This is a genomic window from Chryseobacterium sp. MEBOG07, assembly GCF_021869745.1.
GTDB lineage: Bacteria > Bacteroidota > Bacteroidia > Flavobacteriales > Weeksellaceae > Chryseobacterium > Chryseobacterium viscerum.
This window is the reverse complement of the sequence record NZ_CP084579.1, coordinates 1,233,512-1,256,979: the sequence shown is the minus strand read 5'-3', so window position 1 is coordinate 1,256,979 and position 23,468 is coordinate 1,233,512. Positions and strand designations below refer to the sequence as shown.

Annotated in this window: 22 protein-coding genes and 2 pseudogenes; 16 read left to right on the top strand and 8 right to left on the bottom strand. The window is 36.0% G+C overall.

Annotated elements, in window-relative coordinates; all coding sequences use genetic code 11:
• Positions 1–334 precede the first annotated feature (334 nt).
• The gene (gene proC / locus LF886_RS05745) at positions 335–1,138 is read left to right on the top strand and encodes a pyrroline-5-carboxylate reductase (protein ID WP_124534673.1); all 804 of its coding nucleotides are present in this window, start codon (positions 335–337) and stop codon (positions 1,136–1,138) included.
• Here the strand turns inward: proC and LF886_RS05740 are convergent.
• The 3 genes from LF886_RS05740 to LF886_RS05730 all read right to left on the bottom strand — a co-directional run bounded on the left by LF886_RS05740 (position 1,128) and on the right by LF886_RS05730 (position 2,603).
• Positions 1,128–1,541: a VanZ family protein gene (locus LF886_RS05740; RefSeq protein WP_236853152.1), complete on the bottom strand. Its 414-nt coding sequence runs from the start codon at positions 1,539–1,541 to the stop codon at positions 1,128–1,130. The genes proC and LF886_RS05740 overlap by 11 nt on opposite strands.
• 102 nt (positions 1,542–1,643) lie before the next feature.
• Positions 1,644–2,210 carry a hypothetical protein gene (locus LF886_RS05735; RefSeq protein WP_236853150.1) on the bottom strand — a complete coding sequence of 189 codons (567 nt, stop codon included), beginning with the start codon at positions 2,208–2,210 and terminating at the stop codon, positions 1,644–1,646.
• Between the two features lie 24 nt (positions 2,211–2,234).
• Positions 2,235–2,603, bottom strand: coding sequence for a nuclear transport factor 2 family protein (locus LF886_RS05730; protein ID WP_236853148.1), 369 nt, complete (start codon positions 2,601–2,603; stop codon positions 2,235–2,237).
• A gap of 93 nt (positions 2,604–2,696) precedes the next feature.
• Between LF886_RS05730 and LF886_RS05725 the strand changes: the two genes are divergently transcribed.
• Together LF886_RS05725 and lnt are read left to right on the top strand one after the other, a co-directional pair.
• Entirely contained in the window at positions 2,697–3,038 is a 342-nt protein-coding gene (locus tag LF886_RS05725) for a winged helix-turn-helix transcriptional regulator (RefSeq protein WP_236853146.1), read from the top strand.
• Positions 3,039–3,108: 70 nt separating this feature from the next.
• Positions 3,109–4,743 (top strand): apolipoprotein N-acyltransferase, encoded by a 1,635-nt coding sequence (gene lnt / locus LF886_RS05720; protein WP_236853144.1) that lies wholly within the window; start codon positions 3,109–3,111, stop codon positions 4,741–4,743.
• Positions 4,744–4,972: 229 nt separating this feature from the next.
• On the opposite strand, the gene LF886_RS05715 is transcribed toward lnt, so the two are convergent.
• Positions 4,973–6,682, bottom strand: coding sequence for a T9SS type A sorting domain-containing protein (locus LF886_RS05715; protein ID WP_236853142.1), 1,710 nt, complete (start codon positions 6,680–6,682; stop codon positions 4,973–4,975).
• Positions 6,683–6,925: 243 nt separating this feature from the next.
• On the opposite strand from LF886_RS05715, the gene rpmB reads away from it, so the two are divergent.
• The 6 genes from rpmB (at position 6,926) to LF886_RS05685 (ending at position 9,389) form a co-directional block, all read left to right on the top strand.
• Positions 6,926–7,168 carry a 50S ribosomal protein L28 gene (gene rpmB, locus LF886_RS05710; protein ID WP_002976757.1) on the top strand — a complete coding sequence of 81 codons (243 nt, stop codon included), beginning with the start codon at positions 6,926–6,928 and terminating at the stop codon, positions 7,166–7,168.
• A 6-nt stretch (positions 7,169–7,174) separates the two neighbouring features.
• Positions 7,175–7,357: a 50S ribosomal protein L33 gene (rpmG, locus tag LF886_RS05705; RefSeq protein WP_027373683.1), complete on the top strand. Its 183-nt coding sequence runs from the start codon at positions 7,175–7,177 to the stop codon at positions 7,355–7,357.
• 20 nt (positions 7,358–7,377) lie between these two features.
• Positions 7,378–7,530: a DUF4295 family protein gene (locus tag LF886_RS05700; protein ID WP_081989060.1), complete on the top strand. Its 153-nt coding sequence runs from the start codon at positions 7,378–7,380 to the stop codon at positions 7,528–7,530.
• Positions 7,531–7,619: 89 nt separating this feature from the next.
• Positions 7,620–8,087, top strand: coding sequence for a RidA family protein (locus LF886_RS05695; RefSeq protein WP_236853140.1), 468 nt, complete (start codon positions 7,620–7,622; stop codon positions 8,085–8,087).
• Positions 8,088–8,102: 15 nt separating this feature from the next.
• Positions 8,103–9,056 (top strand): signal recognition particle-docking protein FtsY, encoded by a 954-nt coding sequence (gene ftsY / locus LF886_RS05690; RefSeq protein ID WP_103234354.1) that lies wholly within the window; start codon positions 8,103–8,105, stop codon positions 9,054–9,056.
• Positions 9,057–9,128: 72 nt separating this feature from the next.
• Positions 9,129–9,389: a GlsB/YeaQ/YmgE family stress response membrane protein gene (locus LF886_RS05685; protein ID WP_124534685.1), complete on the top strand. Its 261-nt coding sequence runs from the start codon at positions 9,129–9,131 to the stop codon at positions 9,387–9,389.
• 83 nt (positions 9,390–9,472) lie between these two features.
• Here LF886_RS05685 and sppA read toward each other — a convergent pair whose 3' ends face one another.
• Positions 9,473–11,230: a signal peptide peptidase SppA gene (sppA, locus tag LF886_RS05680; protein WP_236853138.1), complete on the bottom strand. Its 1,758-nt coding sequence runs from the start codon at positions 11,228–11,230 to the stop codon at positions 9,473–9,475.
• Between the two features lie 20 nt (positions 11,231–11,250).
• Here sppA and folK point away from each other — a divergent pair, with 20 nt between their 5' ends.
• The 6 genes and pseudogenes from folK (at position 11,251) to fmt (ending at position 19,121) form a co-directional block, all read left to right on the top strand.
• Complete coding sequence (gene folK / locus LF886_RS05675) at positions 11,251–11,667, top strand: 2-amino-4-hydroxy-6-hydroxymethyldihydropteridine diphosphokinase (RefSeq protein WP_236853136.1); 417 nt, start codon at positions 11,251–11,253, stop codon at positions 11,665–11,667.
• Positions 11,668–11,684: 17 nt separating this feature from the next.
• Complete coding sequence (locus LF886_RS05670; RefSeq protein WP_236853134.1) at positions 11,685–12,803, top strand: OmpA family protein; 1,119 nt, start codon at positions 11,685–11,687, stop codon at positions 12,801–12,803.
• 46 nt (positions 12,804–12,849) lie between these two features.
• Positions 12,850–14,376 (top strand): OmpA family protein, encoded by a 1,527-nt coding sequence (locus tag LF886_RS05665; RefSeq protein ID WP_236853132.1) that lies wholly within the window; start codon positions 12,850–12,852, stop codon positions 14,374–14,376.
• Positions 14,377–14,589: 213 nt separating this feature from the next.
• The gene (locus tag LF886_RS05660; RefSeq protein WP_236853130.1) at positions 14,590–16,026 is read left to right on the top strand and encodes an OmpA family protein; all 1,437 of its coding nucleotides are present in this window, start codon (positions 14,590–14,592) and stop codon (positions 16,024–16,026) included.
• A gap of 78 nt (positions 16,027–16,104) precedes the next feature.
• Positions 16,105–18,011 (top strand): annotated as a pseudogene (locus LF886_RS05655) (ATP-dependent DNA helicase RecQ).
• Positions 18,012–18,171: 160 nt separating this feature from the next.
• Positions 18,172–19,121, top strand: a pseudogene (gene fmt, locus LF886_RS05650) (methionyl-tRNA formyltransferase).
• An 88-nt stretch (positions 19,122–19,209) separates the two neighbouring features.
• On the opposite strand, the gene LF886_RS05645 reads toward fmt, so the two are convergent.
• The 3 genes from LF886_RS05645 to LF886_RS05635 form a co-directional block, all read right to left on the bottom strand.
• A complete protein-coding gene (locus LF886_RS05645; RefSeq protein WP_236853128.1) occupies positions 19,210–19,791 on the bottom strand; it encodes a Crp/Fnr family transcriptional regulator in 582 nt (193 codons plus the stop codon).
• A gap of 102 nt (positions 19,792–19,893) precedes the next feature.
• A complete protein-coding gene (ribB, locus tag LF886_RS05640; protein ID WP_124535151.1) occupies positions 19,894–21,015 on the bottom strand; it encodes a 3,4-dihydroxy-2-butanone-4-phosphate synthase in 1,122 nt (373 codons plus the stop codon).
• A 68-nt stretch (positions 21,016–21,083) separates the two neighbouring features.
• Positions 21,084–22,088, bottom strand: coding sequence for an LLM class flavin-dependent oxidoreductase (locus LF886_RS05635; RefSeq protein WP_236853126.1), 1,005 nt, complete (start codon positions 22,086–22,088; stop codon positions 21,084–21,086).
• Positions 22,089–22,618: 530 nt separating this feature from the next.
• Here LF886_RS05635 and LF886_RS05630 point away from each other — a divergent pair.
• On the top strand, positions 22,619–23,467 hold the full coding sequence (locus LF886_RS05630; RefSeq protein ID WP_236853125.1) for a M12 family metallopeptidase: 849 nt from the start codon (positions 22,619–22,621) through the stop codon (positions 23,465–23,467).
• Position 23,468 lies beyond the last annotated feature (1 nt).

Sequence of the window (23,468 nt, the reverse complement as noted above, 5' to 3'; positions counted from 1 at the left end):
ACTTGGGAATATCATTATTATCCAAAATCTTTGCGCCTTTGCGTTTTCCAACAATAATATAGTTTTTAAGTGCAAAGTTTTATCTACAATACAATTGATTACTGCATATTTTAAGTAATATAACGTCTCGCTAATTTTGCAGATCACGCGGATATTTATGGAAAAATCTGCCTAATCTCCTAAATCTGCGAGAATATTTTATTTTACTGAAAACTTGAAAATATCATTATTATCCAAAATCTTTGCGCCTTTGTGTTTTCTAACGGCATTACAACGTATTCAATAACAATACATCCCAAAAAATCATTATTTTAGCTTAAAATTACAATTCGAGATGAAAATAGCTATTCTTGGAGCCGGAAATATGGGACTCTCTTTTTCAAAATCATTTTTAAAATATGAACTGATCAAACCTGAACATCTGCACCTTATTATCAGAAGTGAATCCAAAATTTCCAAAATAGCTGAAGAATTCCCCAAGTCTAAAATTTCCACATTTGCAGACGTGAAGGATGTTGATGCTGATTTGGTTATTATCGCTGTAAAACCTCAGGATTTCCAGGCGGTTGTTCAAAACATTCAATTTACTTTTAAAGAAAACCAGATGGTTTTATCCATCATGGCCGGAATCAATATTGAAAAAATTCAAAAATCACTGAATCATCCGCTTGTTGTAAGAGCAATGCCGAACTCTCCTACTCTTTTAGGAATGGGAATTACGGGTTATACTGCTGCCAACGGAATTTCTTTCAGTCAGCTCATTAATATCGAAAGATTACTGAACAGCACCGGAAGATCTGTTTATTTGGAAGATGAAAACCTTTTGGATGGTGTTACTGCCCTTTCCGGAAGTGGTCCCGCTTATTTCTACTATATCATTGATGCGATGATCAAAGCAGGAATTGAAATGGGAATTGAAGAAAACCTTTCCAAACTCTTTGTAAAGCAGACAATGCTTGGGGCTTATCATTTAATCAACAACTCAGAAAAAAACCTTGAGGAACTGATTAAAGATGTTGCTTCTAAAGGTGGAACGACTGAAGCAGCCTTAAAAACATTTGAAGAAAGCAGTCTCAAAGAAATTCTGAAACAAGGAATTCTGAATGCTGAAAAACGCGCTAAAGAGCTCAACAGTTAAGATTCTTTTCACTCCATCTGCAAAGCAACCATCCCAAATATACCCCGAAAGTATTCAGGATGATATCGTCTACTTCAAATATTCCCATTCTTGTAAAGTATTGAAGAGCTTCGGCAATAACGATGCATGAGATAAAACTATATAGTAATGGCTTCAATTTTTTCAGGCTAGAGAAAACCCAGCCCAGAAAGCCAAAAGGAATAAACATGATAACATTTCCTAAAACAATCTTTACAATATCTATCGTCTTATTTGTACCCTGGATAAATTTTATCGTCGAAAAAACGGGTTCTACAGTAATGAGATTTTCTTCGTACTGAAATCTGCCCATTCCCCAAAACATCAGATAGAGCAGAAACAGAGTATACGGAACAATAATAATTTTATATATTTTCTTCATCATTGAACTGCTAATATATTCATTTTCAATTCTGCTTACAATATATTCTAAAAATTTATGCCCATAAAAAAAGAGCCAATACGACTCTCTTTTCAGATTATATCATTATGATTTCCTTTTCATTGGGATCTGCAGGTTTGTCGGGCGGTTTTCTTCTGTGTCAAAACCTCTGCCGTCAATATTTCTTGCTCCCCAGAACATCATATCATTGAAAATATAGATCAGGTCATACTCTTTAAAAATCTGCCCTTCCACCAATCCAAACGGCAAAAACTTTTTTCTTAATATGCTTTGAGATTTTCCGGTCTCCCACACTTCAAAATTCTCTTTGGCAAGGGTATTTAAAACAACGGTAAAATTTGGAATTAAAGGGGTTACTTCATAAGCCTCATCAGCCGTAAAATCTACTTTTTGTGCCCCTTCTGCAATATCGTGACTTCCTTTCCATTCTACATGCCCTTTAAGAGCAATTTTAGCTAAAGGTATTTCTCCGTAAGCATCGGCATAATTAATAATTTCCAATTCAAATTTATCTTCAGGAAGAAATGTAAATGATCTTTTCAAATAAAATGGTTTCAGACTTCCATCTGCATTTTTTAATGCACTTGGACGGATTTCTGTTGAAATACTCTCCCATTCTCCCAATGCATTTTTTCTTATCTGTTCTATCATACTGCTGTTGAATTTTTAAATTAATTATATGGGAAACATTCCATTTCCATTAACAGAATTTTCTGCGGTCACTTCTTCCTGCAATACATCCCAATGCTCCACTATTTTATGATCATTTATCCTAAAAATATCCACTGCAATCATATTTTTTCCGCTCCAGTTTTGGTATCGTCCATGGATCATTACAATATCTCCATTTTCTGTAATGGTTCCCGGTTCATATCTGAAATCTTCAGGTAAGGCTGGTACAAACTGCTTCAAAGCTTCTGTTCCGTTTGGAATTGAAGGGTTATGCTGAATATAATGATCTCCAAAATATTTCTCGAATGCTGTAATATCTCTATCAACAAAAACAGCGGTGATTGCTTTTAATACTAATTCCTTATTATCCATACTTTATTGTCTTTATATCCACGAAGTTATTACCTTTGTACTACTTATTAATACTAGTCTTAATTATTATTTATAGTATATTTTTTTAGACCAATGGAAAATAAAAGGAAAAACAAAGATTTCAATCCCAATAATTGTCCGGTAACTCATTTTTACAATAAAGTAGGAGGCAAATGGAAAACCGTAATCATGTATGGAATAAGCATGAACGTGAACCGTTTCAGTATGCTTCAAAAAGCCATTCCCATGATCAGTAAACAAATGCTGGTGAATCAGCTCAGAGAAATGGAAGAGGATCATATTATTGCAAGAACAATCTATGCAGAAATCCCACCAAGAGTAGAATATCAGCTTACAGAATATGGAAAAACCTTTATGCCGATCCTTATGACCATTCAGGATTGGGGAGTTAAAGATATGGCTTTAAAAAATTAATTTTTTAATAATCTATTTTGACTTTGAGTTTCTTATTACAAACCTTATTTTTACATTATATTTTATTTCAATGAAATACGTTTTACTTACACTTATTTCAGCAATGCTGCTGTCGGTTTCATGGCCAACTTATGGGGTCCCGTTTTTTATATTTTTTGCCCTTGTCCCTCTTCTGATGATGGAACATGGGGTTTCAAAATTTTCTGATTACAAGAGAAAGAGCTGGGTGGTCTTCGGATTGTCTTACCTCTGCTTTATAATCTGGAATGTAGTCACTACAGGATGGCTGTACGGCGCAAAGAATCCGGATGGAAGCCACTCTCTGCTGGCTGTTTTATTCCCCGTCCTGGTAAATTCTCTTTTATATTCTTTGGTATTTCAATGCTACCACTGGTATAAAAATGCTCAGGGTACATATTGGGGACTTGGGTTTCTGATTGCAATCTGGATGAGTTTTGAAAAGTTTCATATGGGATGGGAATTGACATGGCCATGGCTGAATCTGGGAAATGTATTTTCAGATTACCCGAAACTGATCCAATGGTATGACACACTGGGAGCTACAGGAGGCAGTTTCTGGATCCTTCTGATCAATATTCTGATCTTTTATACGATAAGAACGTGGGAAGCGGGAAGAAAGAGAAAAGATCTGATTAAAAATTCTTCTATTGTAGGAGCTTTAATTGTTCTTCCTATGATTATTTCCGTGATCAAATACAATAATTTTAATGAAAAACCAATTGGACAGGTCAGCGTACTGATGTTACAGCCTGACCTTGATCCTTATGCTGAAAAATATTCAAAAGACAGTTTAATTATAGAGCAGGATCTTTTAGCACTCGCTGAAAAAAACTCAACAGGTAAAATAGATTATTATATGGCTCCGGAAACAGCCCTTCCCGGAAGAGGATCTATTTCTGAAACTGCTTTTGAAAAGAGTTTACTTTTAAACAATATCAAAGGATTTTTATCCAAACATCCGGGATCTGTTTTTGCAACAGGAATTTCTTCACACCGTTTTTATTATAACCCTGCTGACTTGCCTAAAGAAGCCTACCCAATCAATAGTGGTGTCTGGGTGAGCAGTTATAATACAGCGATTCAGCTTGTACCTAATCAAAAAGTTCAGGCGTACCACAAAGGGAAATTGGTGCCGGGTGTTGAAATATTCCCTTATATGAATGTTTTAAAACCACTTTTAGGAGATGCTATGCTCAATCTTGGAGGTACTGTAGCTTCTTTAGGAACAGACAAAGAAAGGGTTGCTTTCTCAAATCCTTATAACAAAGGAAAATTAGCCCCTATCATTTGCTATGAAAGTATTTATGGTGAATTTGTAACAGACTATGTGAAAAAGGGTGCTAATTTCTTGGGGATTATGACCAATGACTCCTGGTGGGGGGTTACAGAAGGACACAAACAGCTTTTATCTTATGCAAAACTGAGAGCCATTGAAACCAGAAGAGAAATTGCCCGTGCTGCCAATAGTGGTATTTCGGCTCATATCAATGCTAAAGGTGAGATTACCGCTGATACTTTCTATGGAGATCAGACCGCTTTGTTTGCAAAAGTGAATCTTTATGATACCATGACTTTCTATACAAGAGCCGGTGATCTTCTTTCAAGATTTTCAATCTTTGCATTAGGATTTTTACTGTTTTATTATCTGATTGAGTGGTTTAAAAAGAAAACAAAGAAAGCGTAATTTTTTAAACACAAATTTCACAAGTTTCCACACGAATAACACAAAATCTGCGTAATCTGCAAGATTTGCGAGCCTTATATTTTCTCGCTGATTTTGCAGATTACGCAGATTTATATTTTATGAAATTTAATTATCCTGATTGTAAATAATTAAAATATTGAACAAAAAAAAGAGAAAAGCCAGCTGGACGTCTGGCTTTTCTCATTGATAGAAGATAGAATTGATTCAATTACTTAATCGTAAGCTTCTTGGTGGTTATTTCGTTTTTTATCTTCAGTTTTAATAGATATACTCCTTTAGGTAAATGAGAGACATCAATAGACTGATCTCCATTTACCGTAATATTAAGTTTTCTTCCGTCCATTGAATACATTTCAGCTTCCGAAACTTTTTCTCCTTTGATATATACTTTATCCGATACAGGGTTTGGATAAATGACAAGCTGTTTATCTGATTTAATTTCTGCTGTTCCCAGTACACTTTGCACAGAAGCGTCAGAATACACTTTTGAGGCATCAATAGACTTTACACTCCAATACACATTCTGAATGGCCGGATCAAGATCCAGAAACCAGGAAGGTGTTGTCACTACATATTTAGCAATGTCATGAGCTCCCTGTGTAGATCCCACCGTAATTTCATAACACAGTGCATTCACCGGAGTTTTATCATCCGAGGCGCCACTCCATGTAAAATTAAAGCGGTTCCCATTTTTAGTCATATTTAGCTGAGTGGGAGGAGTCGGCTTTGCGTTTTCTGCTGTAGAATTATTTTTAAAGACCTTAGTCAGTGAAGGCAGATCTGTAGTTGCCCAGTCAAACCCTCCCAGCAGGATATCCAGATGATGATCATTATTAAAATCAAAAAGATGCACGAGCCCGGGACCTCCCAATTGAGTAATACCCGTTATAGTTCCTTCATTAAACTTATGATCGGATGTATTGTATATATAGGTTTTTACAACCGCATTATAATTTTCGTTTCCAGCAATGATAAAGTCATAATATCCGTCATTATTAAGATCACCAATGCTTATTGCTGCATCCGAAATATCATTTACAGCAATCACCTGGGGAGTCAATGTACCCGTACCATCATTCATTAAAACAGCAAAATACCCATCATCATTTCCGTCTTTTCCTATCACAATAATATCCTGAAATCCGTCTGCATTAAAGTCTGCAAAATCTATTTTCCCACCGGATAACGGAGCAAGATCTTGTGTATGCGTAAGAACACCTGCCTGGTTCATATATACTTTAGAAACCGGAGCTCCATTGATATCCGATCCGATAATCACAAGATCCAGAAGATGGTCATTATTTAAATCTACAATTTTGAAACTTCCGTTTTGGGTTCCGTCAACCCAATTCTCTGTCATATCAAAATCATTCCCTGTATTTTTATAATAATCTAATGTATTTCTGAAACCACCTCCATGGGCATATTGAGTTCCATTGATGGCATAGTCTGGTTTTCCATCATGGTTAAAATCAAAAACTTCCATCGATCCATAGATCTTCCCCGGAAGTTCAGTTTCTTTCACAAACCCTGTCCCTGTATTTTTGAATCGATAGTGTTTATAATTAACAATATCCATATAGCTGAGCCCGGTGGAAATAATATCCATCAGCCCATCATTATTATAATCAATGAACTTAATATCCCCCAAATGGTTAGCATCAATTCCCAATCCTGCATAAGGCAACAATGTCATTCCATTATTCTGATATACCTCATTATAAGTACTATCTACGTTTCCGTCGCCATCAGAATCTATAGCTCCGTTCAGTACAATATCCATCGTACCATTGTTGTCTATATCCGCAATATCAGCTGCCGAATAGTAAAAATTATTCATGCTGGTCTGTATCTCAGTAAAGTTTTGAGCCATCAGGCCAACAGGCAGCATAGACAATAGAATAGAAATCCTCCTCATGATTATTTTTATTTAGATTAATTAAAAACAAAGATAGATTATTAAATTCTTTGCATAAAAAAAAGCCTGTATGAAATATATCAGGACCCATTATCTGCTGTATCCCAAGGATTCTACTATTTTAAAAATTCAATATTATTAATCAGTCACTTATTTACAAATATTTTCCAAAAGATTTGTCTATCTAAAAAATTCTTCGTTATTTTGCACTCTCAAATATTATACAAATAAGAACATCGAGATATGTCAAGAATTTGCCAAATAACAGGAAAGCGTGCAATGGTTGGTAACAACGTTTCTCACGCTAATAACAAAACGAAACGTCGTTTTGAAATTAACTTATTAGAGAAGAAGTTTTACCTTCCAGAGCAAGATAAGCACGTTACACTGAAAGTATCAGCTCATGGATTGAGAGTGATTAACAAGATTGGAATCGAAGAAGCTATTGAAAGAGCTACTAGAAACGGATTGATTAAAAAGAATTAATAAATCATGGCAAAAAAAGGAAATAGAGTTCAAGTAATCCTTGAATGTACAGAGCACAAAGAAAGCGGTATGCCAGGAATGTCTAGATACATTTCTACAAAAAATAAAAAGAACACTACAGAGAGATTGGAATTGAAAAAATACAATCCTGTTCTTAAGAGATCTACCCTTCACAAAGAAATTAAGTAATTTATAAATAATATCTTACCATGGCAAAGAAAGTAGTAGCAACCCTACAAAGCGGTCAGTCTAAAAAGATGACTAAAGTGGTGAAAATGACTAAGTCTTCTAAATCAGGAGCTTACGTTTTCGAAGAAAAAGTAATGAACGCTGACGAAGTAGACGGTTATTTGAAAAAATAATCAGTACTTTGTTTACAATATAAAAAACTACTCATATTTTGGGTAGTTTTTTTGTTATCTTTGTTCACCAGATTATTAATCAGCAAAATATGAAAAAGATTCTTGTTCTGGCATGCACAGTAACTTTTCTATTTTCATTCAGTCAGAAAACGATGAGCCCTATAGAATATAAAAATTCTCCAAAAGTTTTCAACATAAAAGGACTGTCACAGTCAGTAAGTATCGACTGTGGAAGCTCCAAAATGATCTTATTGTCTGGGCAGGTGCCTCTGGATACTGAAGGTAACGTAGTGGGAAACACTATAGAGGAACAAACCCATCAGGTTTTCAAAAACATTGAAAACATATTGAAAGAATATGGAGGTACTGGGAAAGATATTATTAAATTGGGAATCTTCACCACGGACATCCAAAAAACTCCTGATTTTAGAAAAGTCAGGGATTTGTATGTTAATATCCAGAACCCTCCTGTAAGCAGCCTTGTAGAGGTTAGCAGACTCTTCAGAGACGATGTGTTTATAGAAGTAGAAGCTACAGCAGTGATTAAAAATAAATAAGAATAAACTAAAACTATGAGTTGGTTTAAAAATATTTTCAAAAAAGAAGAAAAAGAAACCTTAGACAAAGGATTGGAAAAATCCAGTCAGGGATTCTTTGAAAAAATGACGAAAGCCGTAGTCGGCAAAAGTAAAGTAGATGATGAAGTACTTGATGATCTTGAAGAAATACTGATTGCTTCTGATGTAGGTGCCTCTACCACTATCAAAATCATAGAAAGAATTGAAGAACGTGTTTCAAGAGATAAATATGTAGGAGTAAACGAACTGGATAGCATTCTTCGTGAAGAAATCTCAGGACTGCTTCTTGAAAACCCTCATGCCAGCACCGGAAACATCGACACTTCAAAGAAACCGTATGTCATTATGGTAGTAGGGGTGAATGGTGTTGGAAAAACAACGACTATCGGAAAACTGGCACACCAGTTCAAATCAGAAGGTAAGAAAGTAGTTCTTGGAGCTGCTGATACCTTTAGAGCTGCTGCGGTAGATCAACTTGTTATCTGGAGTGAAAGAGTGGGTGTTCCTATTGTAAAACAGGAAATGGGATCTGATCCTGCTTCTGTAGCATTTGACACCGTGCAGAGTGCTGTAGCACAAAATGCGGATGTAGTCATCATCGATACAGCAGGAAGACTTCACAACAAGATCAACCTGATGAACGAACTTTCCAAGATCAAAAGAGTCATGCAGAAAGTTATTCCTGATGCTCCTCATGAGATCCTACTGGTTCTTGATGGTTCTACAGGACAGAATGCCTTCGAGCAGGCAAAACAATTTACAGCAGCAACGGAAGTGAATGCTTTAGCAGTAACAAAATTGGACGGAACAGCAAAAGGAGGTGTTGTGATTGGGATCTCTGATCAATTCCAAATTCCAGTTAAATATATTGGTGTAGGCGAAAAAATGCAGGATCTACAGCTCTTTAATGGTACGGAATTTGTAGACTCATTCTTCAAGAAAAGATGATTTATATCATGTTTTCCCTTATATTAGCAAACTAATCATTTTTAAATATTAACAATAAAAAAATTTGCAACTATGGGAATACTAACATGGATCTTATTCGGTCTTATTGCTGGTGCAATCGCTAAAATGATCATGCCCGGAACTCAGGGAGGAGGATGGCTAATCACTATTATCCTGGGAATCCTGGGAGCCTTTGTAGGAGGAGCTATTGGAGTTTACGTTCTACACTGGGGTGATGTCTCTTCATTCTGGAATCCGAGAAGCTGGATTCTTTCAATTGGAGGAGCTTTGATTCTCCTCTGGATTTATGGAATGGCTACCAAAAAGAGCTGATATCAAATATCAATGTTGATAAAAAAATAAAATCCCGGATCTGAAATTCAGATCCGGGATTTTCGTGTACAATATAAATTTAGTTAGTTGTTGATTCTAATCTGATATGGCATTTCCATTTTCACTTCAGACTGTAATTTTTTGTCTGTGATTTGCTGTAAAATCTCGTAGTTGGATTTACCTATTTTACTTTTAATAATTCTGGCAGAAACATCTTCTTCGTTCAGATCTTTGAAGATTTGCTCGAAAGGCGACATTCTCTTAGGGAAAGCATCTACCTGGTAAGATTTCAATCCTGCCTTCTGTGCAGCAAACTTCACAGCATCGTTCAGCGTACCCAATTCGTCTACCAAACCAATTTGCTTGGCACGAACTCCGCTCCATACTCTACCCCCTCCTACATTGTCAATCTGTTCGAAAGTTTTCTTTCTGTTCTGAGTCACAAAGTGTACGAATCTCTTATAAGTACCTTCTACACTTCTGGTCATCATATTCACCCCATAAGGAGTCACTCCGTTTAGCCCTGAATAATACATAGAGTTCGCATTGGTAGCAACAATATCTGCACGGATTCCGTTTTTACTCGCGATATCTTTATAATAAGGCATTACCCCAAATACTCCGATAGAACCGGTAAGCGTGTTAGGCTCTGAATAAATTTTATCAGCCGCCATTGCCACATAATACCCACCTGAAGCGGCATAATCTCCAAAAGAAACTACCAATGGTTTTTTCTTTTTCAACTGTTGCAGTTCAAATAAAATTTCATCCGAAGCATTAGCACTTCCCCCCGGAGAGTTGATTCTGAAAACTACCGCTTTCACTTTATCATCGTCCTGAAGTTTTTTGATATATTTCACATATTTTTCAGAATGAATATCATTATACTCATCTCCATTGTTGATAGATCCTGAAGCATACAATACAGCTACCTTTTCACCTGATTTATCTTCGTCAGCATAAGAGCTGATATAACTTGTCAGAGAAATTTTATTAAGCTTTTCTTTTTCTTTTAAACTCAATTTCGACTTAATAAGATCTTCATATTCCGATTTCTGAATAAGTTTATCAGCAAGTCTGTATTTTAAGCCCTGCTCAGGAATCATTCCATATAAGCTGTCTGTAATTGTTCTGAACTGAGCGGTATCAATTTTTCTTGAAGCTGCTATTTTATTTGATGTATTTTTCCAAAGATCATTCAAAAGAGTACTTAGCTGCTCTTTATTTTCCGGGGAAATATCATTTCTTAAAAAAGGTTCTACCGCAGACTTGAATTTACCATGACGGATCACTTCAATCCCGATACCATATTTATCTGCAAAATCCTTAAAGAATGTCACCTCAGTAGAAAGGCCTTTCAATTCGATTCCTCCCGCCGGGTGCAGATAATATTTGTCAGCCACAGATCCTAAGTAATAAGCTGATTGTGATACCCCGTTTCCGTAAGCATACACAAACTTTCCACTTTTCTTAAAATCTTCAAGGGCATTTCTAAGATCATCGATCTGAGTAAGCCCGGCATTCAAATTATCCGCCTCAATACTAATCCCTTTAATATTATCATCGGTTTTAGCTTTATTAATAGCTTCCAATGCATCATATAAAAGAATACTTTTATTTTGGGAACTTATACCAAACAACCCCATCTGCTCTTCAGTAGGACTATCGATTATATTTGTTTTTAAATTAATCGTAAGAACCGAGTTCTTTTTCACTACTGCCGACTTATCATTTCCCATAGAACTGAACACAAGCACCGTAATGAAAAAGATGAAAAATAGAGCGCAAAGTATGATAATTGCTACTATATTTGCCAAAACGTTTTTAAAGAAACTTCTCATAAATCAATCAATTTTCTAATATGTCGCAGCATAAGGTCGTTTTGTTACTAGGAAGTAACTTAGGAGAGCAAAAAAAAAATATAGAGCTTGCATTAAAGAAGATCAATGAAGCAGGAAATAAGATTTCACAAACCAGCGAATATTTAATGTCTGATCCTGTAGAATTTGCCAGTTCCAATATTTTTTGTAATATTGCAGCAATAATATTCACACATCTTTCACCAATTCAACTGCTTGATTGTATTAAGAATATAGAAGTTGAGATGGGAAGAATTAATGATTCAAAAGTCTCCGGAGGATATACCGACAGGATCATAGACATTGATATCATTAAGTATAATGAATTAAACTTTAAATCAGAAAGATTGGAAATCCCTCATAAAAAACATCTTTTTGAACGGGATTTTTCCAGAATATTATTAAAAGATTTTATTTAAAACATAAAACATATTGTATGAAATTAGGTTTATTATTATTGGCTACGACATTGCCAATCGCAGCTTTCGCACAGAACAGCAGCACTACAGTAAACTCTTCCACAGAGTATCCTAATACATTCTCCTCAGGCTCCGCTAATGTACAAACCTTTGACAATAAAGCCAGACGTTTCAGAGACTGGTCTATTTCTGTCGGAGGAGGTCCCGCATTTATGGTTCACTCCGATTTAAAATCTATCCGCAAGGATAAGATCAATTGGGGGTACAATGCTTACGTAAGCGTAGATAAGCAAATCACACATGCATTCGCTCTAAGCGTTATGTATATGAGAGGAGAAACGAAACAAACAGCACAACTTCCCGGTGCTGCAGGAGTAAAATCAGGAATTGCTACGGCAACCACCCAGTTTGATAATATCTCTTTATTAGGAGATATCAACTTTTCAAACTTATTCAGAAGAGTAGACAATCATTCCCCATACAGATGGGCATTCCATGGGTATATGGGAATTGGTGTTCAGGGATTCAGAACGTCATTACATGACAATGATGAATTCAGATGGAGTACAACTCCCAGAAGAGCACCTTTATTCATTAAGCAGGATATCGATATCAATTCTATCTTCTATCAGGGAGGTTTAGGAATCAAATACAACGTTTCTAAACTTATTGATGTTGAAGCAAGAACGATGTACATTATCAGTGGTGATGATGAATTCGATGGCGGCGGATGGGCAGATCCTAATGACTATGACCCTTCTACTCCAGGTTCAAAATATAATATGCTAAATCCTAGAAGATCAGATAATGCATGGACAGTAAGTTTAGGTCTATCTTTCAAATTAGGAAAGCAGCTATCTCACCTTGCATGGCATGATCCGCTTCAGGAAGCTTACTATAGAACCAGCGTTCTTGAAAATGCATCAACAGACCTTGTTGTTTGTGAAAAAGGCGATGCAGATAATGATGGAGTATGTGATGATTGGGACAGACAGCTTGACACTCCTGCAGGAGCAAGAGTAGATGGTGCCGGAGTTGCTTTGGATATGGACCTTGACGGAGTTATTGATCTTTATGATAAATGCGTAACCGTTCCAGGGCCTGTTGAAAATAACGGTTGTCCTATCAAAAATTAAGAAGCTTTAAATTGCTTTTTCAAAAAAAATCAAATAATAATACACGATGAAATTAAGTTTAGCAATTGTTGCATTTGCTTTGGCTATTCCTTCTGCCACTTATGCACAAGACTCAACTGCGGATTCTGGTGGAAAATACCCTAATACATTTTCTTCCGGATCTGCGAATGTTTCCCCATTTACCAATCAATCAAAAAGATTTAATGACTGGTCTGTTTCAGTGGGAGCGGGTGTTCCGCTTCTTCAATCAGCAGATCTAACTTCTATCAAGAATGGTAATGGTAAAAACCTTTTTGGATATTCTGCTTATGTAAGTGTCGATAAAGCAATTTCACATGCTTTCGGAATCAACTTACAGTATGACAGAGGTGAAACCAGACAAGGATGGTTCAATAGTAAAGATGCAGCACCTGATGGGACTGCAGTAGCTGGAAGAACTCAGTATGACGCCATTTCAATCTTAGGAGATATTAACTTTTCTAATTTATTAAGAAGAGTTGACAACCATTCTACTTACAGATGGGCTCTTCATGGATATGCAGGTATTGGTACTATCGCTTACAGAGCATACCAGAAAGACAGCAAAGGACAGAGGTTGATGACTGAAATAAAACCTTTCCAAGTAGGTTCAATGTTTATGCAGGCTGGTACAGGTCTGAAGTTTAAAGTAAACAGAAGAATCGATATTGAAGGTAGACTAATGTATGTCGTAACCGGTGATGATGAATTTGATGGAGGTGGTGATGCTTACAGCGCGATCAACAAACGTTCTGAGCAGGTTTCTGACAATTTCTTCAATGCGACTTTAGGACTTTCTTTCAAACTAGGAAAACATGAATCTCATGTAATGTGGCATGATCCGCTTCAGGAAATCTATTACAAACTGGATGTATTGGCTAATAAAAACCAGGATATCGAAGTATGTAAAAAAGGAGATGCTGATAACGACGGAGTTTGCGACGATTGGGACAGACAGCTTGATACTCCTGCAGGAGCAAGAGTAGATGGAGCCGGAGTGGCACTTGATGTTGACCTGGATGGTGTGATCGATCTTTACGATAAGTGTGTAACTGTTCCTGGACCTGTTGAAAACAACGGATGTCCTATCGCTAAAAAAGATAACAAAGAGACTGCTGTAGAAGTAGAAAAAACTCTTAAAGATATTTACTTCAATTTTAATAAAGCGACTATCAGACCTGAATCTAATGAAAAATTGGATCTGGCTGCTTCAATTATTAAAGAAAACGGAGGTAACTACCTGTTAACAGGACATACTGATATCAAAGGGAATGCTGCTTACAACTTAAGACTATCTAAAGAAAGAGCTGCTGCTGTAGTAGGAGCCTTAGAAAGCAGAGGAATTAATGAAAATATACTGAAGTCAAGAGGGGTAGGTTCTGCAGAAGCAACTGTCCCTGCATCAGCTTCAGATGCTGAAAGATTAGCAGACAGAAAAGTTACTGTGAAATTTATAGAAAGTTCAGAGTGGGATTCAATCAAAAAGAAAGACTATGAAGATGCACCTATAAAGAAATCAGCAAAAAAGGTTCCGGCTAAGAAAAAGAAAAAATAATTCTTATAAATACATCTTAAACCGAAAGGAAACACTCTTTTCGGTTTATTTTTTTTCTACTCCGAGTTTTTTTACATATCTTTAACATTATTTTTAGGATGCCCTTTAGAAACACATTAAGAATCAGCGAGTTCATCTTGAAAAAAATTAACATAAAAACGTTTTTTAACGTAAAATTTCATTTAAAATAACTTAACTTAAAAAAATAACACTATGAAATTAAGTTTAGCAATTGTAGCATTTGCTTTGGCAATTCCTTCTGCCACTTATGCACAAGACTCAACGGCAGTTTCAAAAGGACAGTACCCTAATACATTTTCTTCAGGATCTGCTAATGTTTCCCCATTTACCAATCAGTCTAAGAGATTCAACGACTGGGCTATTTCCGCAGGGGTTGGAGTTCCACTTCTTCAATCTGCAGATTTAACTTCTATCAAGAATGGTAATGGTAAAAATCTTTTTGGATATTCTGCTTATGTAAGTATTGATAAAGCAATTACGCATGCTTTTGGAATCAACTTACAATATGACAGAGGTGAAACCAGACAAGGATGGTTCAATAGTAAAGATGCTGCACCTGATGCATCTGCAGTAGCTGGAAGAACTCAATATGACGCAATCTCAATCTTAGGAGATATCAACTTTTCTAATTTATTAAGAAGAGTTGACAACCACTCCACTTACAGATGGGCTCTTCACGGATATGCAGGTATTGGTACTATCGCTTACAGAGCATACCAGAAAGATATCAATGGACAGAGATTGATGACTGAAGTTAAGCCTTTCCAATTAGGTTCAATGTTTATGCAGGCTGGTACAGGTCTGAAGTTCAAAGTAAACAGAAGAATCGATATTGAAGGTAGATTAATGTATGTCGTAACCGGTGATGATGAATTTGATGGAGGTGGTGATGCTTACAGTGCGATCAACAAACGTTCTGAGCAGGTTTCTGACAACTTTTTCAATGCTACTTTAGGGGTTTCCTTAAAACTAGGAAAACATGAGTCTCATGTAATGTGGCATGATCCGCTTCAGGAAATCTATTACAAACTGGATGTACTGGCTAATAAAAACCAGGATATCGAAGTATGTAAAAAAGGAGATGCTGATAATGACGGAGTATGTGACGATTGGGACAGACAACTTGATACTCCTGCAGGAGCAAGAGTGGATGGTGCCGGAGTTGCACTTGATACCGACTTAGATGGTGTAATCGATCTTTACGATAAGTGTGTAACTGTTCCCGGACCTGTTGAAAACAACGGATGTCCTATAGCTACAACAGGACCTGTAGTAGAAACAGAAACTAAATTGGAAGGAATCGAGTTTGACTTAAATTCTGACAGAATTTTACCTTCAAATACTCCAATCCTAAACAATGCTGTAAACTATATTAATTCTTCAAATGGTTCTTACAGTGTAATCGGTGCTACTGATACAAGAGGTACTGATGCTTACAACCAGAAACTATCTGAAAGAAGAGCAAACAACGTTAAGAGCTACCTGATCAAAAATGGTGTTCAAAACGGTAAACTACAGGCAGTAGGAAAAGGTGAAAAAGACCTTAAATACCCTGAATGTGAACCAGCAACGAAGTGCCCTGAATGGAAAAACAGAGCCAACAGAAGAGTATACTTCGAAGCTAAATAATAAGCTTATTAATTTATTATATAAAAGTCACGCACTGCGTGGCTTTTTTTGTCATCATACTTTTCTTATTTTTACAACATGATTTCTCCACAGGATTTTCAAAAGCTAAAATATGATACCCTAAAGTATTTCTGGGGGTATACCGAATTCAGGGACTCTCAGGAGGAAATCATCAATGCTGTTATCAATGAAAAAGATACGCTGGTTCTTTTACCCACAGGAGCAGGAAAGTCTTTGTGCTATCAGCTGCCCGCTTTACTGAAAGAAGGAACCTGTCTTGTAATTTCTCCGTTACTGGCATTGATGAAAGATCAGGTAAATCAGCTTAAATTCCGGGGAATAGAAGCAGAATACCTTTCATCTGAGCTTGATGAATATGATGCTGAAACTATCTATGGCCGCTGCAAGGAAGGGCTCACAAAACTCCTGTATGTTTCTCCTGAGAGACTTACCAATAGTCAGTTTATCCAAAACATGGAGGAAATCCAGTTATCATTTATTGCGGTAGATGAAGCGCACTGTATTTCGGAATGGGGTCAGGATTTCAGACCAAGTTATCAGAATATTAAAAGATTCAGAAGCAATAACCCTGAAATACCATGTCTTGCTTTGACAGCGACTGCAACGCCAAAAGTTCTGGAAGAAATCAAAAATAAACTGGAACTGAAGAAGCCTTCTGTCTTTCAAAAAAGTTTCAAAAGAGAGAATATCAAAATCTTTACCGATGAAGTATCTGATAAATTTCAACGTGTTTTTGATATTTTAAAATATAGTAATGATTCCGGTATCGTATATGCGAGAACCAGAAAAGAAACTGAATTGCTGGCAGAATTCCTGAAGAAAAATCAGGTGAAAAATGTAGATTATTTTCATGCAGGTTTAACAACGAAAGAAAAAAATGCTAAACAGAATCTTTGGAACAAGAGTGACAATCATGTTCTGATTTCTACCAATGCCTTTGGAATGGGTATTGACAAAGATAATGTACGGTTTGTCATCCACTTTTCACCTGCGGCATCTATAGAAAACTACTATCAGGAAATAGGAAGGGCCGGAAGGGATGGAAAAGACAGTTTTGCATTTATGCTTTGGAACAAGCAGGAACTTCTTAATTTTGATCAGATTTTAAAAAACCAGACTCCAAATAAAGCAGAGTTTTTAAAGATCATCAGCTACCTCTACTCTATCTTTCAGGTTGCAGAGTTTGAGCTTCCTGAAAAAACCTTTCAGCTGAATACTATTGGTATACAGAATTTCACCAAACTTTCGAAAGCAAAAATCAATAATATCCTCAATTTTCTGCACAATCAGGAAATCATCTATTACAATGAAAATAAAAGCTTGTCTTCACTGGAGCTTTTTATAAAATCTGATGAGATAGATCAATTACCGCAAAAGGATGCTTATTTCTTAGAGCTTCTTTTCCGTACTATATCTGGAATCACTACCCATAAAGTAATGTTCAGTGAACAGCAGGTAAGCAATAAAATCAATGTCAGTGTACCTTTGATTAAGGAACGCCTGAAAGAACTTCAGCAAAAAAATTACCTAGAGTATATTGATGGGGCACTTTCAAGCATAAAATTCCTGAAACCCCGCGATGAAAGGGTTGTGAATAGTGTTTACTGGAAATTATTTGAACATATTCAGCGAAATAAAATCCTAAAATGGGAAGAAATGAAATTTTACGCAGAAAATAATGACTATTGTAAAATGAAACTCATTCTTGCCTATTTTGGCGAAAAAAATTCAAAAACTGTGGTCAGTGTTCTGTTTGTGAAAAAAATAAACAGTCTATGTTTGGTAAGAATATTTCTCTGCAAATTATTAATTTATTGACGAAAAAGGCAGCAACAATTGAGGAGCTTTCTATACAGCTGAGTTATCATTCTAAAGAAAACATCTTAGAAAATCTTATCTTTCTTCTCGATTCAGGAAAGGTAAAAATGCTCAATTTCAGAACATATGCAATTAATCATGAATAATAAATAATGAGTATAAGTTTGTTGATATAATGCGACATCTTATTACAGGTTATTTATCACATATATATTGAATCCAATACCTCAAACCACTCCACTATTCATAATTGAAAAGCTGCTTTCCGTTGTTTTCAACTATTAATGAAAACCCTATCTTTGCAGTATGAAATCATTGAAAGTCGTTTTTTTAGGGACTCCAGAGTTTGCAAAAACTTCTTTGGAGGCAATCCATCAATCTCACCATCAGGTGGTAGGAGTTGTGACTGTAGCTGATAAAGCAAGTGGCCGCGGACAAAAAATTCACCAATCACAGGTAAAAGTTTATGCAGACGAAAACAATATTCCCGTTTTCCAGCCAGAAAAACTTAGAAATCCCGAATTTTTGGAAGAACTAAGAAAACTGGATGCTGATGTTTTTGTAGTCGTTGCATTCAGAATGATGCCTAAAATTCTTTTTGAAATGCCTAAAATGGGTACATTCAATCTTCACGCTTCTTTATTGCCGGATTACAGAGGCGCTGCACCTATCAACTATGCCGTAATCAATGGAGAGGAAAAAACGGGAGCAACAACCTTCTTTATTAATGAAAAAATTGATGAAGGAAATATCCTTCTTCAGCAGGAGCTGGAAATTTTACCTGATGAAAATGCAGGAAGCCTTCACGACAGACTGATGGAAATGGGTTCAGGATTGGTCGTTAGGACATTAAATGGTCTTGCTGAAAATACGATTGATGAGAAACATCAGCCAGAAGTAGAGCATCCTAAAAACGCTTATAAAATCTTTAAGGAAGATACCAAAATCAATTGGCTTGCCCCTTCAAAAACTATTCATCAGTTTATCCTGGGAATGTCACCTTATCCTGCCGCTTTCACGACTTTAAAAATAGAGAACGAAGAAAAAGGATTAAAAATATTCAATGGTAAGTTTGAACTTTCTGACCACGGAAAACCAGCTGGAACTTTGGATATTTCAAAGAACGAATTTAAAATCTACACGGAAGACGGAATTTATTATCCGCTGGAACTTCAGTTGGAAGGTAAAAAAGAATGATGGTAAAAGATTTTCTGAATGGTTTCCGAAACTTTGATGAAATAACGTTAAAAAATTAAGGAGAACTTATATACAGTCAAAAAAGTCACAAAAGGTTTATTATAAGCATTTTGTGACTTTTTTTATTTATAAAATATATTGTTTTCTCTAGCTTTTACTTACCATTTTCTTCCTGATTCTACTGATAAATTCAGGAGTTACACCAAGGTAGGCTGCAATCTGAATATTGGTCAGCCGATGTGCTGTTTTCGGATAGGTCTTCAAAAATTCAACATACCTTTCCTCTGACGATTTACTTAAATTGTCAATGATTCTTCTTTGTAATGCTATGATTGACATCTGAAACTTAAGCCTCATCAGCCTTTCGATCTCAGGCATTTCGGAATAAAGCTTTTCTTTATCTGTTTTCGAAATCAGAAGAACCTCACTATCCTCAAGAGCCTGAATAGTAAGTTTTGAGGGGATACTGTTGATAAAACTGTCAATATCGGAGATCCACCAGTTTTCAGTTCCAAAATATAATATCTGTTCGGATGCATTATGATTGGTATGAAAGACTTTAAAGCAGCCACTGACTACAAATCCTTCAAAGTCACCAATTTCTCCTTCTTTCAAAAGGAAATCTTTTTTCTTTAGTTTCTTAAAGGTAAAAGCATTGCAATAATTATCGAGCTTTTCATCTGAAATTTCTATGTATTCTCTAATATGCTTTTTTAAAGACTCTGTCATAGTTTAAAAATAAAAAAAGGTTTAGAAAAATCCCAAACCTTTTATTTTATATTGTAAACAGCCATTTTTCGTGAATTAAATTCACAGTTGACTATTCATTGATTACAATTGTACCAACTCTGTAACCTCTACATCATATCCTCCAACCTGAGGCTTGATATTTGGGTTTTGAGTGATTACTTTGAACTTATTGATTCCTAAATTCTTTAAGATCTGCGTTCCAATTCCATAATCTCTGTAATTGTATGCTAACGTAGGATGCTGCTCCTGCCCGTCCTGATAATTCAGGAACTGCTGAAGCTTTCTCAAAGTATTTTCAGAATTAGAAACATTGTTGATAAAAATAATAGCTCCTTTCCCAGCTTCATTTACCATTCCTGTTACTTTTTCCAATAATGGTTTTTCACCGTTATTCAATCTTGTCAATACATCGAAATAAGAATCTGAAGACTGTACTCTTACCAAAACAGCCTCATCCACTGTCCATGAACCTTTTGTAAGGGCAAAGTGGATCTGGTCATTGGAGGTTTCTCTGAAAGCATAAAAATCAAACTCACCGTAGTGCGTTTTTACTTTTTTCTCTTCAAGTCTCTCAACAAGATTTCCTTTTTTAAGCTGATAATGAATCAGATCTTCAATAGATACAATTTTCATATCATGCTTTTGAGCGAATGCATGCAATTCAGGTAGACGTGACATCGTACCATCTTCATTCATGATCTCACAGATCACTCCTCCTTCTTTCAGACCTGCTAAATTCGTAAGGTCAATCGCTGCTTCTGTGTGTCCTGCTCTTTTCAATACTCCACCTTTTCTTGCACGAAGCGGGAAAATGTGGCCAGGTCTCATAAAATCTGTAGGCTTGGATTCTTCATCCATCAGCGCTAAAATTGTTTTTGCTCTGTCTCCAGCAGAAATTCCGGTAGATGTTCCGTTTCCTAAAAGGTCAACTGATACGGTGAAAGCTGTTTCTTTAGGATCGCTGCTTCTGCTTACCATCACTTCAAGTCCAAGCTCATCACATCTTTTTTCAGGAAGCGGCATACAGATCAACCCTCTTCCATAAAGTGCCATAAAATTGATAATTTCCGGCGTTGTCAGTTCTGCTGCGCAAAGAAAATCTCCTTCATTTTCTCTGTCTTCATCATCTACTACTATGATTATTTTACCATTTCTAAGGTCTTCTATAGCCTCTGGAATAGTATTTAATTTAATATCGGACATTTTTACTTTTTATTTTTGCAAAGATACTCATAAAAATAAGCATCTGCCAATTAATTCTGAATGGTTTATTACGCTTTGGATAATGAGTTTGCTGCCTCTCTGAATATCTCGTAAGACCTCAATCTTTTCTGATGATCGTAAATATGCGAATTGATCATCAGCTCATCCACCTGGAATTTTTCCTGGAAATCTTTAAGTTTTTCCTTTACTTCTTCCTGATTTCCGATAAAAGTATATCTCAACTTTTGTAAAACCATCGACTTTTCCATTGGTGACCAGATTTCATCCATATCATCAACCGGCGGAGCAAATGGCTTTCTGTCATTTCTTACAATATTGATGAATGCCTGAAATAAAGTAGTGGAGATTCTATGAGCTTCTTCCGAAGTTTCTGCAGCAACACCATTTACACAAGCAATGATATAAGGTTTATCTAAATATTTTGACGGTTCAAAATGCTCTCTGTATATTTTAAAAGCCATTTCCATCTGCTCCGGAGCAAAATGCCCGGCAAAAGCATATGGCAAACCGAGTTCTGCAGCAAGCCATGCACTGTCTGTACTCGATCCCAGAATATAAATCGGAACATCCAGCCCTTCCCCGGGAATAGCACGAACCAAGGCATCTGAATTTTCTTTTGAGAAATATCTTTGTAATTCGAGGATCTGTCTTGGAAACTGTTCATTGATAATAGCAGGATTTCTCCCTAATGCCTGAGCGGTCAATCCGTCTGTTCCGGGAGCCCTTCCTACTCCAAGATCAATTCTTCCGGGGAAAAGAGATTCCAGGGTACCGAACTGTTCTGCAATAATCAGAGAACTGTGGTTGGGAAGCATAATTCCCCCTGAACCTACTCTGATTTTTTTTGTTCCATTGGCGATGAAACCGATTAAAACTGAGGTCGCTGAACTGGCAATACTTTCCATATTATGGTGCTCTGCCAGCCAGAATCTTTTATAATCTAAGTTTTCAGCGTGATTAGCTAGTGATAAGCTGTCCTGAAAAGTATCATGAATGCTTTTATCCTGCTTTACCGGTGCAAGATCTAAAACAGAAATTTCAAAATTTTTCATATTGAGATGTTAATTTTTCTTTAGTCTGAAAAAACCAAACAAATTTAAAACATAAATTCTGCATTAGTTACTTTTTGTAATTAATAAAAACGATCGATCAGTTCAGGGAAAAACTATGGGAATAAAATTTTTGTTTAATCTTTTTGCTTATTAGTAAATTGTATATTTAGTATATTTGATTCCATCTATAATTTTATAAAACTACAAATGTGGATATTGATATTTTAATCGAAGAGATAATAATAAGCCCTAAGGCACCACAATGGTTCTTTGATTTGATTTCTAATTTACTTGAAACCTATAATATTATTCTGATTTGAAATAAAAAAAGAGGTTACAGAGTCAATCAGGATTTCCTAAAAGAATAAAAATAAAAAAGTGTTTGAATGTTTTCAAACACTTTTTTATTTCACCCATACGAAGCCTTAAATTAAACAATTATCATATAAAAAGTTTTTTTTAACATTAATAATTCATCATAAAGAGAAATATTTATTATATTCGTATACCAAATCTTAAAAAACTTTAATATGAACAAAAAACCAAACAGTCTGCTTTACCGGCAGATTCTGACAGGAAAAACTGTCTTTATGAGTTTTATTATTGCTGCAACATTCGTGTCGTGTAGTAAAAATAATGAGGAAATCACTTCTGAAGCTCAAGCCAATGCCTCCAATATTGAAAACTTTAAAAAAGGGCAATTGAACGGGCAGGAAATTACTTATGAACGAAAAAACGGACTGAATTTCTTTCAGGGAGATATGGTAATTTCTGACAAACAGCTTTCAGAAAGCAGTGAGCTCAATAAAGGAGGTGCCAGTTTTTCAAGGTGGCCTGGAGGAAAAATTTATTATACAGTCGCCAGTAATATGGGTTCTATTAATGCCAACAAAATCACAAGCGCTGTTAATGAATATAATTCCAAGACCAATGCTCAATGGATTCCCCGTACCAATCAGACGAATTATGTAGAATTTATTTTCGGGAGTTCATCCGGATCAGATGGCTGGGCTCATATCGGGTATCAGGGAGGAAAGCAGAATGTCTCTTTGGATCAGTATATTTCTGTAGGATCAGTCATTCATGAAATGGGGCATAGCGTAGGTCTTTACCATGAGCATACCCGAAAAGACAGGGATCAATATGTAAAAATCCTGTGGAACAATATTCAAGATGGACAGGCTTATAATTTCAACATCTATAATTCCGGAACGGATATAGGTCCGTTTAATATCAATTCTGTGATGATGTATTGGCCGACTTCTTATTCCAAAAACGGACAGCCTACTATTACAAGAGCTAACAACACAAGCTTCACCTATAATAGAACCGGCTTTACAACCGGGGATATCAACACGATCAATGCAATGTATCCTTAGT

What these genes read in the sequence shown, in the direction of transcription:
- proC (WP_124534673.1), top strand. Translation starts at nt 335, where the DNA reads ATGAAAATAGCTATTCTTGGAGCCGGAAATATGGGACTCTCTTTTTCA.
- LF886_RS05740 (WP_236853152.1), bottom strand. Translation starts at nt 1,541, where the DNA reads ATGATGAAGAAAATATATAAAATTATTATTGTTCCGTATACTCTGTTT.
- LF886_RS05735 (WP_236853150.1), bottom strand. Translation starts at nt 2,210, where the DNA reads ATGATAGAACAGATAAGAAAAAATGCATTGGGAGAATGGGAGAGTATT.
- LF886_RS05730 (WP_236853148.1), bottom strand. Translation starts at nt 2,603, where the DNA reads ATGGATAATAAGGAATTAGTATTAAAAGCAATCACCGCTGTTTTTGTT.
- LF886_RS05725 (WP_236853146.1), top strand. Translation starts at nt 2,697, where the DNA reads ATGGAAAATAAAAGGAAAAACAAAGATTTCAATCCCAATAATTGTCCG.
- lnt (WP_236853144.1), top strand. Translation starts at nt 3,109, where the DNA reads ATGAAATACGTTTTACTTACACTTATTTCAGCAATGCTGCTGTCGGTT.
- LF886_RS05715 (WP_236853142.1), bottom strand. Translation starts at nt 6,682, where the DNA reads ATGAGGAGGATTTCTATTCTATTGTCTATGCTGCCTGTTGGCCTGATG.
- rpmB (WP_002976757.1), top strand. Translation starts at nt 6,926, where the DNA reads ATGTCAAGAATTTGCCAAATAACAGGAAAGCGTGCAATGGTTGGTAAC.
- rpmG (WP_027373683.1), top strand. Translation starts at nt 7,175, where the DNA reads ATGGCAAAAAAAGGAAATAGAGTTCAAGTAATCCTTGAATGTACAGAG.
- LF886_RS05700 (WP_081989060.1), top strand. Translation starts at nt 7,378, where the DNA reads ATGGCAAAGAAAGTAGTAGCAACCCTACAAAGCGGTCAGTCTAAAAAG.
- LF886_RS05695 (WP_236853140.1), top strand. Translation starts at nt 7,620, where the DNA reads ATGAAAAAGATTCTTGTTCTGGCATGCACAGTAACTTTTCTATTTTCA.
- ftsY (WP_103234354.1), top strand. Translation starts at nt 8,103, where the DNA reads ATGAGTTGGTTTAAAAATATTTTCAAAAAAGAAGAAAAAGAAACCTTA.
- LF886_RS05685 (WP_124534685.1), top strand. Translation starts at nt 9,129, where the DNA reads ATGGGAATACTAACATGGATCTTATTCGGTCTTATTGCTGGTGCAATC.
- sppA (WP_236853138.1), bottom strand. Translation starts at nt 11,230, where the DNA reads ATGAGAAGTTTCTTTAAAAACGTTTTGGCAAATATAGTAGCAATTATC.
- folK (WP_236853136.1), top strand. Translation starts at nt 11,251, where the DNA reads ATGTCGCAGCATAAGGTCGTTTTGTTACTAGGAAGTAACTTAGGAGAG.
- LF886_RS05670 (WP_236853134.1), top strand. Translation starts at nt 11,685, where the DNA reads ATGAAATTAGGTTTATTATTATTGGCTACGACATTGCCAATCGCAGCT.
- LF886_RS05665 (WP_236853132.1), top strand. Translation starts at nt 12,850, where the DNA reads ATGAAATTAAGTTTAGCAATTGTTGCATTTGCTTTGGCTATTCCTTCT.
- LF886_RS05660 (WP_236853130.1), top strand. Translation starts at nt 14,590, where the DNA reads ATGAAATTAAGTTTAGCAATTGTAGCATTTGCTTTGGCAATTCCTTCT.
- LF886_RS05645 (WP_236853128.1), bottom strand. Translation starts at nt 19,791, where the DNA reads ATGACAGAGTCTTTAAAAAAGCATATTAGAGAATACATAGAAATTTCA.
- ribB (WP_124535151.1), bottom strand. Translation starts at nt 21,015, where the DNA reads ATGTCCGATATTAAATTAAATACTATTCCAGAGGCTATAGAAGACCTT.
- LF886_RS05635 (WP_236853126.1), bottom strand. Translation starts at nt 22,088, where the DNA reads ATGAAAAATTTTGAAATTTCTGTTTTAGATCTTGCACCGGTAAAGCAG.
- LF886_RS05630 (WP_236853125.1), top strand. Translation starts at nt 22,619, where the DNA reads ATGAACAAAAAACCAAACAGTCTGCTTTACCGGCAGATTCTGACAGGA.